Here is a 13,857-nt window from a genome sequence, read left to right as displayed (position 1 = left end):
CCGGAGCGGCGGACCGCAGTCGTCCCCACGGCGGTCAGCAGCCGCCGAGCTCGATGCCGCGGGCGCGCAGCCACGGGACCGGGTCGGCGTGCCCGCCGTACATGACGCCCCGCGGGTGCACCTCGAAGTGCAGGTGCGGCCCGGTGGACTCGCCCCGGTTGCCCACCTCGGCGATCTCCTCACCGGCCCGGACCCGGTCCCCGGCGCGCACGAAGTACTGGTTCACGTGGCCGTAGACGGTGACGTAGCCGTCGTCGCCCAGGATCCACACCGCGTAGCCGAAGCCGCTGGCGGTCCCGGCCCGCTGCACCACACCGGAGTGGGCCGCGTAGATGGGAGTGCCGATCGGGGCCGCGATGTCCACGCCACCGTGCAGCGCGCCCCAGCGGGTGCCGAAGCAGCTGGACACCCGGCCGGAGGTCGGCTTCACGTACGGGCCGGCGGACGACCCACCGCTGCCCGCGCTCGCGCCGCCGCCGCCGCGGCTGGGTGCGTTCCGGGCCGCGGCCGCCGCGGCGGCCGCCTCGGCCGCCGCGCGCTCGGCCGCCGCCCGCTGCGCGGCCTCCTCGGCCGCCTTCTGCTGCTGCCACTGCTGGTAGGCGTTGCGGGCGCCCTGCAGCTCGAGCAGCGCGATGTTCGCCGCGTCGAGCTGGGCCTGGTAGACGTCCTTCTGCGCCTCGATCTCGGCATAGGCGCCGCGCTGGACGGCGACCTGCGAGTCCGCCTGCGCCTTGGCCGCCGCCGCCGACTCCTCGGCCGCGGCCATCTCGTCGCGGGCGGCCCGGGCACCGGCCTCGGCCTCGGCCTGCGCGATGCGCGCGACCTCCATCTCCCCGAGGACGTCGACCTTGTTGGCGCCGACGTAGTCCAGCATCGCGGCCCGCTGGATCAGCTCGTCGGGGCCGGTGGCGCTCAGCAGCACCGCCGAGGTGCTCATCGACGCGCCCTGCATGTAGCTGTCCCGGGAGAACACCGCGATCCGCGCCTGCGCCGCGGCGACCGCGTCGGCGGCCACCTGCAGCTGCGCGGCTGCCTCGTCGGCCTTGCCCTGCGCGACCTGGAGGGCCTCGTTCGCCGCCTCGTAGGCGGTGCCGGCCGCCTCGGCCTGCACGCCGAGGCGCTCGAGCTCGGCCTCGGCGGTCGCGACCAGCCCGGCGATGCGGCCCACCTCGGCGGCGGCGGCGTCCTGCTGCGACCTGGCGGCGCCGATCTCGCCGTCGGTCGGGTTGGGCGGCGGCGGGGGGACGGCGAGGGCGGGCGTGGCGGTGACCACGAGCACCGTCCCCGCCGCGAGCGCCACCAGCGTGGCGCGGAGGCGCGCGGACGCCGGGTGCGGCGGACGGCGGTGGAACATGACTGGCTCCCGGGGAAGGGGAAAGGGCGACGTGCCCGAGGAGAGTCGCAGCGTCACCGCCAGTCACAAAGGCAACACGCGCACCATCTGACGCGCCGCGGGAAGTTCGGTCAGCGACCGTTCCGCAGCCGTCGGTATGTCGACTCGATCAGGTCGACGGGCGCTCGAGCTCGTGCGCCAGCTGGTCCAGCTCCGCCCCGCCGGCCATCAGCCGGGTCAGCTCCTCGCGGCTCACGTCGGCCTTGGCGAACTCGCCCAGGCTGCGCCCGCGGTTGAGCACGAGGAAGCGGTCCCCCACCGGGTGGGCGTGGTGCGGGTTGTGGGTGATCAGCACGACGCCCACGCCGCGGTCGCGCGCCTGGGCGACGTACCGCAGCACGACACCGGCCTGCTTGACGCCGAGGGCGGACGTCGGCTCGTCGAGGATCAGCACCCGCGCCCCGAAGTGCACCGCCCGGGCGATCGCCACCGACTGCCGCTCGCCGCCGGACAGCGTGCCGACCGGCTGGTCGGGGTCGCGGATGTCGATGCCCATCGCCGCCAGCTCGCGACGGGTGGTCTCCTTCGCCCGCGCGGCGTCGAACCGCCGGAACGGGCCCCACCCGCGGGTGGGCTCGGCGCCGAGGAAGAAGTTCCGCCAGATCGCCATCAGCGGGATCATCGCCAGGTCCTGGTAGACCGTCGCGATCCCGGCGTCCAGCGCCTCGCGCGGCGACCCGAACGCCGTCGGCTGCCCGTCCAGCAGCAGCTGCCCGCGGTCCGCCCGGTGCACGCCCGACAGGATCTTGATCAGCGTGGACTTGCCGGCGCCGTTGTCGCCCAGCACACAGGTGACCTCGCCGGCGCGCACCGTGGTGCTGATGCCGTCCAGGGCGATGACCGAGCCGTAGTCCTTGCCGACGTCGCGGAGTTCCAGCAGGGGGGCGGTCATCTGCGCGCCGCCTCGGCGTACCGCCGGACCAGCCGGTTGGCCAGCACCGCGAGCAGCAACATGGCCCCCAGGAAGAAGTAGAACCAGTCGGCGTTCCAGCGCAGGTACGGGATGCCCAGCTGGGTCATGCCGAAGATCAGCGCCCCGAGCGAGGCGCCGATGGCCGAGCCGAAGCCGCCGGTGAGTAGGCAGCCGCCGATGACCGCGGCGACGATGTAGATCAGCTCCTGGCCGGTGCCGGTGTTGGCCTGCACCGAGGTGAGCCGCACGGCCAGCGTCGTCCCGACGAACCAGGCCGCCGTCGCCGTCGTCATGAACAGCGTGATCGTCGTGCGCCGGGCCGGGACGCCGACGTTGCGCGCGGCGACCTCGTCGCCGCCGGTGGCGAACACCCAGTTGCCGAAGCGGGTGCGCAGCAGGACCCAGCTGGCCAGGGCGGTGAACAGCAGCCACCACAGCACGGCGACGCGGACCTCGGCGCCGAAGATCGTCATGCGCGAGGCGAAGACCCACTCGGCGCTCCCGTACCCGGGGGCCGCGGCGAGCCCGCTGGCGGTGACCGTGCCGGTGAGGAACTTCGTCAGGCCCAGGTTCAGGCCCTGGAGCATGAGGAAGGTGCCCAGCGTGATGATGAAGCTGGGCAGGCCGGTGCGGGTGACCAGCCAGCCGTTGAAGAAGCCCAGCAGCAGGGCGACGACGAGCGAGACGCCGATCGCCACCCAGATGTTCTGCGCTCGAACTCGACGGCGACGATCGCGACGGTGAGCGCCGTCGTCCCGGTCATGACGCCGGCCGAGAGGTCGAAGTGCCCGCCGATCATCAGCAGGGCGACCGCCACCGCCATGATGCCCAGCGTCGAGGCCGGGTCGAGCCAGTTGGCGATGCCGCGGGCCGAGCGGAAGACCTCGGACTGGACGGCGAAGAACGCGAACACCGCGACAGCGCCGACCAGCGCGCCGAGCTCGGGCTTGACCAGCAGCCGGCGCAGCGGGCCGACGGCGCTCAGCCGCTCGTCGGCCCGCCGCGTCGACGGCTCGCCCGCGTCCCCGGTGCCCACCGGGAGCGGTGCTCCCGCGGTGCTCAGCGCGTGCCGGCCGAGGCCAGGTCGGCGATCTCGTCGACGTTCGTGGCGTCGACGATCCCGGGACCGGTGAGCACCGGCTGACCGCCGCCGACGGTGTTGAGGTTCTCGGCGTAGAGCTTGAGCATCACGATCGGCAGGTAGCCCTGTTCGAACTGCTGCTGGTCGACGGCGAAGGCGATCGAGCCGTCCTGGATGCCGGTGATGACGTCCTGGTTGAGGTCGAAGGTGGCGATGCTGGCGTCGGAACCGGCGTCCTGCGCCGACTCGACGGCCACCGCGGCGACGGCGGAGTTCAGCGCCAGCACCGCGTCGATCGTGGGGTCGCTCTGCAGCTGCGAGGTGATCGTCGACTGCGCGCCGGTGAGGTCGTTGATGTCCACCTGCAGCGGGGTGACCGTGGCGCCCAGGCCGGTGGCCGCACCGGCGCAGCGCTGCTCGTGGCCGATGTTGCCCGCCTCGTGGATGACGCACAGCACGTTGCGCGCGCCGTCGGCGGCGAGCTCGCGGCCGGCGCCCTCGCCGGCGATCGTCTCGTCCTGGCCGACGTGGCCGATGGCGCCGAACTCGGCCGAGCGGTCCCCGCCCGAGTTGATGGTGACCACCGGGATGCCGGCGGAGACCGCGGCCTCGACCGACTCCTGGAGGGCGTCCGGGTTGGCCATCGAGACCACGATGCCGTCGACGCCCTGGTTCACGGCGGCGTCGATGAGCTGCGCCTGGCGCTGCGGGTCGCCGTCGCTCTGGTAGTCGACGTCCACGCCGAGGTCCTCGCCCGCGGCCTCGGCGCCGTTCTGCACGACGTCCCAGAAGGCGTCACCGGCCGAGCCGTGCGTGACCACGGTGATGGTGAGGTCGCCGTCCCCGCCCCCGCCGCCGGCGTCCGCGGACCCGCCGCCCCCGTTGTCGCCGCCGTCCGTCGTGCACGACGCGAGCAGCAGCGGTGCGGCCAGCGCGAACGCGAGCAGTCGCCTGGGTGCGGGCATGGGAGTCCTCCTGTGTGCCACGGTGCGGCTCGGGGGCGCAGCGCTGACCTCCGCCGGGTGTCCAACGGGACATGATGCCTGCCCGTACGCCGCCGGTGCTGCCCGGCCGGTGCGACGCCCCGGGGCCGGGTGCAGGGGTTCTACCCTCGCGCCGTGGACATTCTGGGCTCCGGCCACGAGCAGGTCGTCTTCTGCAGCGACCGGGAGTCCGGCCTGCGGGCCGTCATCGCGATCCACTCGACCGCGCTGGGCCCCGCGCTGGGCGGCACCCGCTTCTACCCGTACGCGAGCGAGGACGACGCCGTCGCCGACGCGCTGCGGCTGTCGCGGGCCATGTCCTACAAGAACAGCCTGGCGGGCCTGGACCTCGGCGGCGGCAAGGCGGTGATCATCGGCAATCCCCGGACGGACAAGAGCGAGGCGCTGCTGCGCGCCTACGGCCGCTTCGTCGAGGCCCTCGGCGGCCGGTACCTCACCGCCTGCGACGTCGGCACGTTCAACGCCGACCTCGACGTCGTGGCCCGGGAGACCCGGTTCGCCCACGGCCGGTCGCTGGCCTACGGCGGCTGCGGCGACTCCTCCGTGCTCACCGCCTACGGCGTCTTCCAGGGCATGCGCGCCGCCGCCGAGCACTGCTGGGGCGCGCCGTCGCTGGCCGGGCGCACGGTCGCGGTGGCCGGCGTCGGCAAGGTCGGCTCGGAGCTGGTCGACCTGCTGGTGGCCGACGGCGCCGAGCTCGTGGTCACCGACGTCGACCCGGCGGCGGTCGAGCGGGTGACCGCCCGGCACCCCGCGGTGCGGGTGGTCGCCGACACCGCCGCGCTCATCGGCACGCCGCACGACGTCTACGCGCCGTGCGCGCTGGGCGGGGCGCTGGACGCCGCGACCGTGGCCACGCTGCCCGCGCGGATCGTCTGCGGCGGCGCCAACAACCAGCTGGCCGCCCCGCGGATCGCCGACGACCTGGTCGCCCGCGGCATCCTCTACGCCCCTGACTACCTGGTGAACGCCGGCGGCGTCATCCAGGTCGAGGACGAGCGGCACGGCTTCTCGTTCGAGCGCGCCCGGGCGCGGGCCGCCGGCATCTTCGACGTCGCCGCCCGGGTGTTCCGCACCGCCGACGCCGACGGCGTCTCCCCCGCCGTGGCGGCCGACCGGCTGGCCGAGGAGCGGATCGGCTCGGTGGGCCGGCTGGCCACCATCCGGCTGCCCCGCTGAGCGCCCGGACGCGCCGTTCACACGGTCGAGGAGGGGACGTGTGCCCTGCCGGGATCCGTGTCGTAATGTTGGCCCAGACATAGTCACTCAGCCGGGGTCGCCACGCGGGCCGTCAAGCCCACGGGCTGGACGCCCGCACTCCGTAGCGAGGGGGTCGAGCCGATGGGGCGCGGCCGAGCGAAGGCCAAGCAGACACGCGTGGCCCGTGAGCTCAAGTACAGCTCACCGAACACCGACCTCACCGCTCTCCAGCGGGAGTTGGCCGGTTCTGGTTCGTCGTCCACCTACACCGCGCCCAGCGCGGCGGCGGACGACGACGACGAGGACGACGACGAGTACGCCGACCGCTGGGCGGACGACGACTCGGGCGACGACTGGGCAGCCACCCGCTGACGCGGCGACGCTGACCCGACCGTCCGGCACGGGGCACCGTCTCACCCCCGGGTGAGGCGGTGCCTTCGCGCGCGCCGCCGTCCAGGGGACTTTCGGTACCGAAAGTCCCCCGCCTGACCGGACTTTCGGTACAGAAAGTCCCCGGGGGCTCAGCGGTAGGTGCCCACCAGGCGCGCGGCCGGGGCGCTCTCGTCGGCCCGCTCCTGCAGGCTGCCGGCCACCCACGCCGGCACACCCGCTGCGGTGAGCCGGGCGACGACGTCGTCGGCGATCTCGGGGGCGACGGCGGCGACCATGCCGACGCCGCAGTTGAAGGCGCGCTCGGACTCGGTGCGCGGGACGCCGTGCTCCTCCATCAGCCGCACCGCGGCGGGCAGCGCCCAGGTGCCCCGGTCGAGCACCGCCTCCAGGCCGTCGGGCACGACGCGGGCGGTGTTGCCCGCCAGCCCGCCGCCGGTGATGTGCGCGTAGGCGTGCACGTTCTCGACGCCGTGCGCGGCGACCAGGGCGAGGCAGTCGAGGGCGTAGATGCGGGTCGGCTCGAGCAGCTCCTCGCCCAGCGGGCGGGCCAGCCCGGCGGGGGTGGCGTGCAGGTCCAGCCCGGCGGCGCTCACCACGCGGCGGACCAGCGAGTAGCCGTTGGAGTGGAAGCCCGACGAGGCCATGGCGACGACGGCGTCACCGGCGCGGACCCGCTCCGGCCCGAGGACGGCGTCGGCCTCGACCACGCCCACCGCGGTGGCGGCGAGGTCGTACTCGTCGGCGTCCATCAGGTCGCCGTGCTCGGCGGTCTCCCCGCCGACCAGCGCGGCGCCGGCCAGCGTGCAGCCGGCCGCGATGCCGGTGACGATCGCGGCGATCCGCTCGGGGACGACCTTGCCGCAGGCCACGTAGTCCTGGAGGAACAGCGGCTCGGCGCCGCAGGCGACCAGGTCGTCGACGACCATGGCGACCAGGTCGATGCCCACGGTGTCGTGCCGGTCCAGCTGGCGGGCGAGGGCGATCTTCGTGCCGACGCCGTCGGTGGAGGACGCCAGCAGGGGCCTGCGGTACTTCGCGGTGTCCAGCGCGAACAGCCCGGCGAAGCCGCCCAGGCCGCCGACCACCTCGGGCCGGTTCGTGCGGGCGACCGCGGACTTCATCAGCGTGACCGCGCGCTCGCCGGCGTCGATGTCGACGCCGGACGCGGCGTAGGTGAACTCCTCGGCTGAGCTCACGGCCGCAGCAGAGCGTCCTCGGCGCCGCCCGGCACCGTCGCGCTGCCGGCCTGCTGCCCCGTCCAGCCGGTCAGCGCGCGGTTCTCCAGGCCCTCGAGCACGTGCTTGCCCAGCACCTCGGGCTGCTCCAGCGGGATCGGGTACTTCCCGGTGAAGCAGGCGGTGCACAGCCGGTTCGCGGGCTGCTCGGTGGCGGCGATGAGGCCCTGCTCGGAGACGTAGCCCAGCGAGTCGGCGTTGATCGAGGCGCGCACGCCGTCGAGGTCCAAACCGTTGGCGACCAGCTCGGCGGGGCTGGCGAAGTCGATGCCGTAGAAGCACGGCCACTTGACCGGCGGCGAGGCGATGCGGACGTGCACCTCGACCGCGCCGGCCTCGCGCAGCATGCGGACCAGCGCCCGCTGGGTGTTGCCGCGGACGATCGAGTCGTCCACGACGACCAGCCGCTTGCCGCGGATGACGTCGCGCAGCGGGTTGAGCTTCAGCCGGATGCCCAGCTGCCGGATCGTCTGGGACGGCTGGATGAAGGTGCGCCCGACGTAGGAGTTCTTGACCAGCCCGAGGCCGTAGGGGATGCCCGAGGCCTGCGCGTAGCCGACGGCGGCCGGCGTCCCCGACTCCGGGACGGGGATGACCAGGTCGGCCTCGACCGGGTGCTCCTTGGCCAGCCGGCGGCCGATCTCGACGCGGGCGGCGTGCACGCCGCGGCCGGAGATCGTGGTGTCCGGGCGCGCCAGGTAGACGTACTCGAAGACGCAGCCCTTGGGCTGGGCCGGCGCGAAGTGCTGGCTGCGCAGCCCGTTCTCGTCGATCGCGATGAGCTCGCCGGGCTCGACCTCGCGGACCACCGAGGCGCCCACGATGTCCAGCGCCGCGGTCTCGCTGGCGACCACCCAGCCGCGCTCGAGCCGGCCCAGCACCAGCGGGCGGACGCCCTGCGGGTCGCGGGCGGCGTAGAGCGTGTCCTCGTCCATGAAGGTGAGGCTGAAGGCGCCGCGCAGCTGGGGCAGCACCTCCATCGCGGCGGCCTCGACCGAGAGGTCGGGCCGGGCGGCGATGAGCGCGGTGACCAGGTCGGAGTCGTTCGTGGCGACGAACGCCCCGGGCACACCGGCGTCGGCCGCCTTGACGGCGAGCTCGGCGGTGTTCACCAGGTTGCCGTTGTGGCACAGCGCCAGGCCGGTGCCGGCCTCGGTGGTGCGGAACGTCGGCTGGGCGTTCTCCCAGGTGGAGGCGCCGGTCGTCGAGTACCGGGTGTGGCCGACCGCCTGGTGGCCGCGCAGGCTGCCCAGGGTGGCCTCGTCGAAGACCTGGCTGACCAGCCCGAGGTCCTTATAGACGACGACGGACGTGCCGTCGGACACCGCGATGCCGGCCGCCTCCTGACCGCGGTGCTGGAGGGCGTACAGGCCGAAATAGGTCAGCTTCGCGACCTCTTCACCCGGCGCCCAGACGCCGAAGACGCCGCAGGCGTCCTGGGGTCCGGGAGAGTGGGGGTCGAGGTCGTGCGTGAGCCGTCCATCACCGCGAGGCACGGGGTCCACCGTACCGGCGCGCGCGCCGATGCCCAGCCCGGGAGCAGTGCAACCAGTCACCCTCCGGCGTGTTCGGCCAGCTCATCGCCCGCGTCGCAGGCCGGGAACCCGTCGCGGGATGTGCGCGTTGACCGGAGTCCGCAGTCGCCGTCCGGAGGTCTGCCGTGCCCGCCGCCGCCCCTGTCTCTCCCGTCGCCCGGACCCTGCCCTCCCCCGCTCACCAGGCCGAGCGGCTGGTCGCCCTCGGCGTGCACGAGCGCGCCGGGCTGCCCGCCGCCGCGCTGCAGGACGCCGCCCGCGCCGCCGACGACGGCGCGCTGCTCGTCGTCTCGCCCGCGCTGGCGCCGGCCTCGGCCCTGGCCCCGCTGCTCGAGCGGGACGGCAAGCCGGGGTTCGTCGTCGAGGACATGACCGACGTCGACGCCTTCGCGCCGATCCCCGGCGTCGTCGTCCCGGACGGGCCGGTCTACGCCGTGACCGGGCTCGACCGCGGGGACGCGCTGGCCAACCGCAGCCCCGACGAGGCGCTGCCCGTGCTCCTCGACGCCGGGCGCACGCCGCTCACGCTGGGCGAGGGCATCGCCTGGCTGCTCCAGTGCCCGGACGTGCTGGAGCCGAACAACTGCTTCATGACGATCGGCTCCCGGATGCGGCGGCCCAGCGGGCGGCCGGACTCCCGGACGCCGGCGCTGTGGATCAGCGGCGGCACCGGCCGGGACGGGCGGGCCCGCCGCGGGGCGCCGAAGGTGGGCTGGTGCTGGGCGGGCAACCGGCACACCTGGCTCGGCTTCGCCTCCGCCGCCACGCGGACGCCCCTCCCCTAGGGGCAGACATGGCTATGTCTGCCCCTCGGGGAGGTCAGCCGATGGTGCGGAGCTCCGCGGCGATGGTGGTGTCGTCGCCGTGGCCGGTCCTGACCACCGTGTCGCCGTGCAGGCTGAACAGCTGCGAGCGGATGGAGTCCAGGATCGTCGGGTGGTCGCTGAACGAGCGGCCCGTGGCGCCCGGCCCGCCGCAGAACAGCGTGTCGCCGGTGAACACCGTGGCCAGGTCCGGAGCGTGCAGGCAGGTGCTGCCCGGCGAGTGACCCGGCGTGTGCAGGGCGGTCAGCGTCGTCTCGGCGACGGTGAACCGGGTGCCGGCGACCAGCTCCCGGTCGGGGGCCGTGTCGGCGTGGGTCATGTCCCAGAGCATCCGGTCGGCCGGGTTGAACCAGATCTCCGCGCCCGTGGCCTCGCGGAGCGCGGGCGCGGCGGTGATGTGGTCGTTGTGCCCGTGGGTCAGCACGATCGCGGTGACCCGGCGGCCCGCGATCGCCTCGACGATCGGGGCGGCGTCGTGCGGGGCGTCGATCACCAGCACCTCGGCGTCGTCCCCGACCAGCCAGACGTTGTTGTCGACGTCGAAGTCCTGGCCGTCGAGGCTGAAGACGCCGCTGACGACGACCTTCTCGATCCGCGCGGTCACTTGCCGAACACCACGACGCTGCGCAGGACCTCGCCCTTGTGCATCTTCTCGAACGCCTCCTCGACGTCCTCCAGCCCGATCGTCTCCGAGACGAAGGCGTCGAGGTCGAAGCGGCCCTGCAGGTAGAGGTCGACCAGCATCGGGAAGTCGCGGCTGGGGAGGCAGTCGCCGTACCAGGAGGACTTGATCGCCCCACCCCGGCCGAAGATCTCGATCGCCGGGAGCGTGATCTCCATGTCCGGCGTGGGGACGCCGACCATCACGACCCGTCCGGCCAGGTCGCGGGCGTAGAAGGCCTGCTCGAAGACGGCGGGGTGGCCGACCGCGTCGATCGCGCGACGTCGACCCCGAACCCGCCGGTGAGGGCCTTGATCGCCTCGACCGCGTCGGTCTCCTTGGAGTTGACCGTGTGGGTGGCGCCGAACGTCGTCGCCCACTCGAGCTTGGTGTCGGAGATGTCGACGGCGATGATCGTCGTCGCCCCGGCCAGCTTGGCGCCGGCGATCGCGGCGTCACCGACGCCGCCGCAGCCGAAGACGGCCACGCTCTCGCCGCGCTGCACCGCGCCGGTGTTGATCGCCGCACCGACGCCGGCCATGACGCCGCAGCCGAGCAGGCCCGCGGCCTCCGGCTTCGCGGCCGGGTCGACCTTCGTGCACTGCCCGGAGTGGACCAGGGTCTTCTCGGCGAAGGCGCCGATGCCCAGTGCCGGGGAGAGCTCGGTGCCGTCGGCCAGCGTCATCTTCTGCGCGGCGTTGTGGGTGGCGAAGCAGTACTTCGGCTCGCCCTTGAGGCAGGCGCGGCACTGCCCGCAGACCGCGCGCCAATTGAGGACGACGTAGTCGCCGACGGCCACGTTCGTGACGCCCTCGCCGACCGCGGCGACCGTGCCGGCCGCCTCGTGACCGAGCAGGAACGGGTAGTCGTCGTTGATGCCGCCCTCGCGATAGTGCAGGTCGGTGTGGCAGACCCCGCACGCCTGGATGTCGACGACGGCCTCGCCCGGGCCCGGGTCGGGGACCAGGATCGTCTCGATCGTGACCGGTGCACCCTTGCTGCGGGCGACGACGCCCTTCACCTCGTAACCCATGCCCCGAGCCTAGGCCGGGGGCCCGCCCACCACCGGCCGGGTCGGCGGTCACGCCGGCGTCACGATCGCGGCTTGAACGGGCGGGGCTCCCGCAGCCGTCGTACGTTCCCCCCGGCTGTGGCACACACGACAGGGCGCGGCCGGGTCGCGTCCGACCGGACGCGCCGCGTCCCACGCCCCCGGAGGTCCCGTCCGTGGCCGTTCCCAGTTTCCTGGCCCGCGAGCGCATCGTCGCCGGCCCGGGCTTCAACCGGTGGCTGATCCCGCCGGCCGCCCTCGCCGTGCACCTGTGCATCGGCCAGGCGTACGCCACCAGCGTCTACAAGACCGCCCTCGTCGAGCACTTCGACGCCAGCCTCACCTCGATCGGGATCATCTTCTCGATCGCGATCGTCATGCTCGGCCTGTCCGCGGCGGTCTTCGGCACCTGGGTGGACCGCAACGGCCCCCGGGCCGCGATGTTCACCTCCGCGGTGTTCTGGGTGTCCGGCTTCCTCGTCGGTGCGCTCGGCATCTACACCGAGCAGCTGTGGCTGCTGTACTTCGGCTACGGCTTCCTGGGCGGCATCGGCCTGGGCATCGGCTACATCTCGCCGGTCTCCACGCTGATCAAGTGGTTCCCCGACCGCCCGGGCCTGGCCACCGGCATGGCGATCATGGGCTTCGGCGGTGGCGCGCTGGTCGCCTCGCCGCTGTCCCGCCAGCTGATGAACTTCTACGACGCCGACTACGACGGCACGGCCGGCACGGTCCCGGACGGCACCTCGGTGGCGCTGCTCTTCCTCACCCTCGCCGCGGTCTACGCCGTCTTCATGCTCTTCGGGGCGCTGATCGTGCGGGTGCCGGCCGAGGGCTGGAAGCCCGCGGGCTTCGACCCGTCCACGGTGAAGCAGAAGGCGCTGGTCACCACCGAGAGCGTCTCGGCGAACAACGCGATCAAGACGCCGCAGTTCTGGCTGCTGTGGGTGGTGCTGTTCTGCAACGTGACCGCCGGCATCGGCATCCTCGAGCAGGCCAGCCCGATGATCCAGGACTTCTTCCGCGACGGGGAGACCTCCGCCGTCACGGTGACCGCCGCGGCCGGTTTCGTCGGGCTGCTCTCGCTGTTCAACATGGGCGGCCGGTTCGCCTGGTCGACGACGTCGGACTACATCGGCCGCAAGCCGATCTACATGATCTACCTGGGCGTCGGCATCGTCCTGTACCTCGTGCTGGCCACCTTGGGCAGCAGCGCGACCTGGATCTTCGTGATCACCGCCGCGATCATCATCTCGTTCTACGGCGGCGGCTTCGCCACGATCCCGGCCTACCTCCGCGACCTGTTCGGCACCTTCCAGGTCGGCGCCATCCACGGCCGGCTGCTGACCGCGTGGTCGGCCGCCGGCATCGCCGGGCCGCTGATCATCAACGGCGTGCTCGACATGGCCGAGGGCGAGCCGGGTGAGCTCGTGGCCGGCGACTACCGTCCGGCGCTGTTCATCATGGTCGGCCTGCTGGCGGTCGGCTTCGTCGCGAACCTGCTGGTCAAGCCGGTGGCCGCGAAGTTCCACGAGCCGAAGTCCGAGACCACCCCGACCCCGGAAGCGAGCGCCGTCCGATGAGCTCCGCCACCTCGACCCCCGACCGGCGACAGCCGACCCGCACGCCGGCCGGGCTGATCGCCCTGGCGTGGACCCTCGTCGGCGTCCCGCTGGCCTACGGGCTGTACCAGACCGTCAAGACCGCGGCCGACCTGTTCGGCGGCTGATCCCCCTCGTCCGGCTCCGGCGCCCTCGCCCGCATCCCGCGGGCGGGGGCGTCGCTACGAGCGCTGGCGGGCCTGGATCCGCGGGTCGGGCAGCGTCCCGGCGACGCAGTGCCCGATGAGCCCGTCCTGGTCGTACATCCAGGTCGTGCCGAACGCGACGCCCTCGTGCCCGAGGTGGCCGGCGCTCTCCATCCCGATCCACTCGCCGCGCGGGTCGCGGGCCAGGTACATCGTGACGTCGGTGTTGATGAACGCCAGCCCGTCGGGGCCGGAGTTCGACAGCGGGTTGGTGAAGTCGGCCATCAGGGCGGCGCGCACCAGCGGGGTGAGCTCCTCCCCCTCGACGAACGCGGCGGTCTCGCGCATCCACACCCGGCCGGGCCCGGCCGAACCCCACGGGTTGATCCGGCGGATCTCCCACGACATCGGCCCGGTCGGCCCGCCCTCGATCTGCTCCGGCGACGGCACGTCCCACGGGGTCGGTGCGTACGGCTCGGAGTACGGGGTGCTCGGAGCGGCGCAGCAGCACAGCCGACCCGCGCAGCACCTCGAGGTCACCGGCCAGCACGCTGACGTCGACGGCGCGCAGCCGCCGGCCGTCGCGGCCGCGCCGGGTCTCCACCCGCAGCGGCACCATCGGCACCGCCCGGACCATGTCCACCGTCATCCGGGAGAGCTGGAACTCCGGGTCCGGGCTGTCCCGCTGGACACCCCAGCCGATGAGCCCGCCCATGTGGTGGCCGTTGAGCATCTCGTCCGACCACGGGCTGGCCGCCGTCGGCGACGGCACCAGCAACTCCCCGTCGGGCGTGAACGACGCCTGCATGACACCTCCGTG

At 73.5% G+C, this 13,857-nt stretch carries 16 protein-coding genes and 1 pseudogene; 5 read left to right on the top strand and 12 right to left on the bottom strand.

Going from position 1 to position 13,857, the window contains the following annotated elements:
* Window positions 1-34: 34 nt before the first annotated feature.
* The 5 genes from JKP76_RS06490 to JKP76_RS06475 form a co-directional block, all read right to left on the bottom strand.
* Window positions 35-1,354 carry a peptidoglycan DD-metalloendopeptidase family protein gene (locus JKP76_RS06490; RefSeq protein WP_200490037.1) on the bottom strand — a complete coding sequence of 440 codons (1,320 nt, stop codon included), beginning with the start codon at window positions 1,352-1,354 and terminating at the stop codon, window positions 35-37.
* Window positions 1,355-1,502: 148 nt separating this feature from the next.
* Window positions 1,503-2,285: an ATP-binding cassette domain-containing protein gene (locus tag JKP76_RS06485; RefSeq protein ID WP_200490036.1), complete on the bottom strand. Its 783-nt coding sequence runs from the start codon at window positions 2,283-2,285 to the stop codon at window positions 1,503-1,505.
* On the bottom strand, window positions 2,282-2,968 hold the full coding sequence (locus JKP76_RS06480) for an ABC transporter permease (protein ID WP_242471599.1): 687 nt from the start codon (window positions 2,966-2,968) through the stop codon (window positions 2,282-2,284). Before JKP76_RS06480 ends, JKP76_RS06485 begins: the two co-directional genes overlap by 4 nt.
* Window positions 2,878-3,342, bottom strand: a complete 465-nt coding sequence (locus JKP76_RS20545) for a hypothetical protein (RefSeq protein WP_242471206.1) — start codon at window positions 3,340-3,342, stop codon at window positions 2,878-2,880. The genes JKP76_RS06480 and JKP76_RS20545 overlap by 91 nt, the downstream gene beginning before the upstream one ends.
* A 23-nt stretch (window positions 3,343-3,365) precedes the next feature.
* Window positions 3,366-4,352 carry a sugar ABC transporter substrate-binding protein gene (locus JKP76_RS06475; RefSeq protein ID WP_200490035.1) on the bottom strand — a complete coding sequence of 329 codons (987 nt, stop codon included), beginning with the start codon at window positions 4,350-4,352 and terminating at the stop codon, window positions 3,366-3,368.
* Window positions 4,353-4,505: 153 nt separating this feature from the next.
* Between JKP76_RS06475 and JKP76_RS06470 the strand changes: the two genes are divergently transcribed.
* Both JKP76_RS06470 and JKP76_RS06465 read left to right on the top strand, forming a co-directional pair.
* Entirely contained in the window at window positions 4,506-5,570 is a 1,065-nt protein-coding gene (locus JKP76_RS06470; protein ID WP_200490034.1) for a Glu/Leu/Phe/Val dehydrogenase, read from the top strand.
* 162 nt (window positions 5,571-5,732) lie between these two features.
* Window positions 5,733-5,963, top strand: coding sequence for a DUF3073 domain-containing protein (locus tag JKP76_RS06465; RefSeq protein ID WP_200490033.1), 231 nt, complete (start codon window positions 5,733-5,735; stop codon window positions 5,961-5,963).
* Window positions 5,964-6,112: 149 nt separating this feature from the next.
* Here JKP76_RS06465 and purM read toward each other — a convergent pair whose 3' ends face one another.
* Together purM and purF are read right to left on the bottom strand one after the other, a co-directional pair.
* The gene (purM, locus tag JKP76_RS06460; RefSeq protein WP_200490032.1) at window positions 6,113-7,180 is read right to left on the bottom strand and encodes a phosphoribosylformylglycinamidine cyclo-ligase; all 1,068 of its coding nucleotides are present in this window, start codon (window positions 7,178-7,180) and stop codon (window positions 6,113-6,115) included.
* Complete coding sequence (purF, locus tag JKP76_RS06455; RefSeq protein WP_200490031.1) at window positions 7,177-8,715, bottom strand: amidophosphoribosyltransferase; 1,539 nt, start codon at window positions 8,713-8,715, stop codon at window positions 7,177-7,179. The genes purM and purF overlap by 4 nt, the downstream gene beginning before the upstream one ends.
* A gap of 164 nt (window positions 8,716-8,879) precedes the next feature.
* Between purF and JKP76_RS06450 the strand changes: the two genes are divergently transcribed.
* Window positions 8,880-9,539, top strand: a complete 660-nt coding sequence (locus JKP76_RS06450) for a DUF5701 family protein (protein WP_309229944.1) — start codon at window positions 8,880-8,882, stop codon at window positions 9,537-9,539.
* Between the two features lie 34 nt (window positions 9,540-9,573).
* Here the strand turns inward: JKP76_RS06450 and JKP76_RS06445 are convergent, their stop codons facing one another.
* From JKP76_RS06445 to JKP76_RS06440, 3 genes are read right to left on the bottom strand one after another with little or no spacing between them, the layout of a single operon-like run.
* Window positions 9,574-10,182, bottom strand: a complete 609-nt coding sequence (locus tag JKP76_RS06445) for an MBL fold metallo-hydrolase (protein ID WP_200490030.1) — start codon at window positions 10,180-10,182, stop codon at window positions 9,574-9,576.
* Window positions 10,179-10,445, bottom strand: a complete 267-nt coding sequence (locus JKP76_RS20540; RefSeq protein ID WP_242471205.1) for a hypothetical protein — start codon at window positions 10,443-10,445, stop codon at window positions 10,179-10,181. Before JKP76_RS20540 ends, JKP76_RS06445 begins: the two co-directional genes overlap by 4 nt.
* On the bottom strand, window positions 10,442-11,272 hold the full coding sequence (locus JKP76_RS06440; protein ID WP_242471204.1) for an alcohol dehydrogenase catalytic domain-containing protein: 831 nt from the start codon (window positions 11,270-11,272) through the stop codon (window positions 10,442-10,444). Before JKP76_RS06440 ends, JKP76_RS20540 begins: the two co-directional genes overlap by 4 nt.
* A gap of 194 nt (window positions 11,273-11,466) precedes the next feature.
* Here JKP76_RS06440 and JKP76_RS06435 point away from each other — a divergent pair, with 194 nt between their 5' ends.
* Both JKP76_RS06435 and JKP76_RS06430 read left to right on the top strand, forming a co-directional pair.
* Complete coding sequence (locus JKP76_RS06435) at window positions 11,467-12,873, top strand: OFA family MFS transporter (protein ID WP_200490029.1); 1,407 nt, start codon at window positions 11,467-11,469, stop codon at window positions 12,871-12,873.
* Window positions 12,870-13,019 carry a hypothetical protein gene (locus JKP76_RS06430; protein ID WP_200490028.1) on the top strand — a complete coding sequence of 50 codons (150 nt, stop codon included), beginning with the start codon at window positions 12,870-12,872 and terminating at the stop codon, window positions 13,017-13,019. The genes JKP76_RS06435 and JKP76_RS06430 overlap by 4 nt, the downstream gene beginning before the upstream one ends.
* Window positions 13,020-13,073: 54 nt before the next feature.
* Here JKP76_RS06430 and JKP76_RS06425 read toward each other — a convergent pair whose 3' ends face one another.
* Both JKP76_RS06425 and JKP76_RS23920 read right to left on the bottom strand, forming a co-directional pair.
* Entirely contained in the window at window positions 13,074-13,487 is a 414-nt protein-coding gene (locus JKP76_RS06425) for an acyl-CoA thioesterase domain-containing protein (protein WP_200490027.1), read from the bottom strand.
* Window positions 13,488-13,557: 70 nt separating this feature from the next.
* A pseudogene (locus JKP76_RS23920) lies at window positions 13,558-13,845 on the bottom strand (acyl-CoA thioesterase domain-containing protein); the annotation flags it as partial.
* Between the last annotated feature and the right edge of the window lie 12 nt (window positions 13,846-13,857).

The sequence above is a fragment of the Blastococcus sp. TML/C7B genome (assembly GCF_016612845.1).
Lineage (GTDB): Bacteria > Actinomycetota > Actinomycetes > Mycobacteriales > Geodermatophilaceae > Blastococcus.
This window is presented reverse-complemented; position numbering and strand designations above follow the sequence as displayed.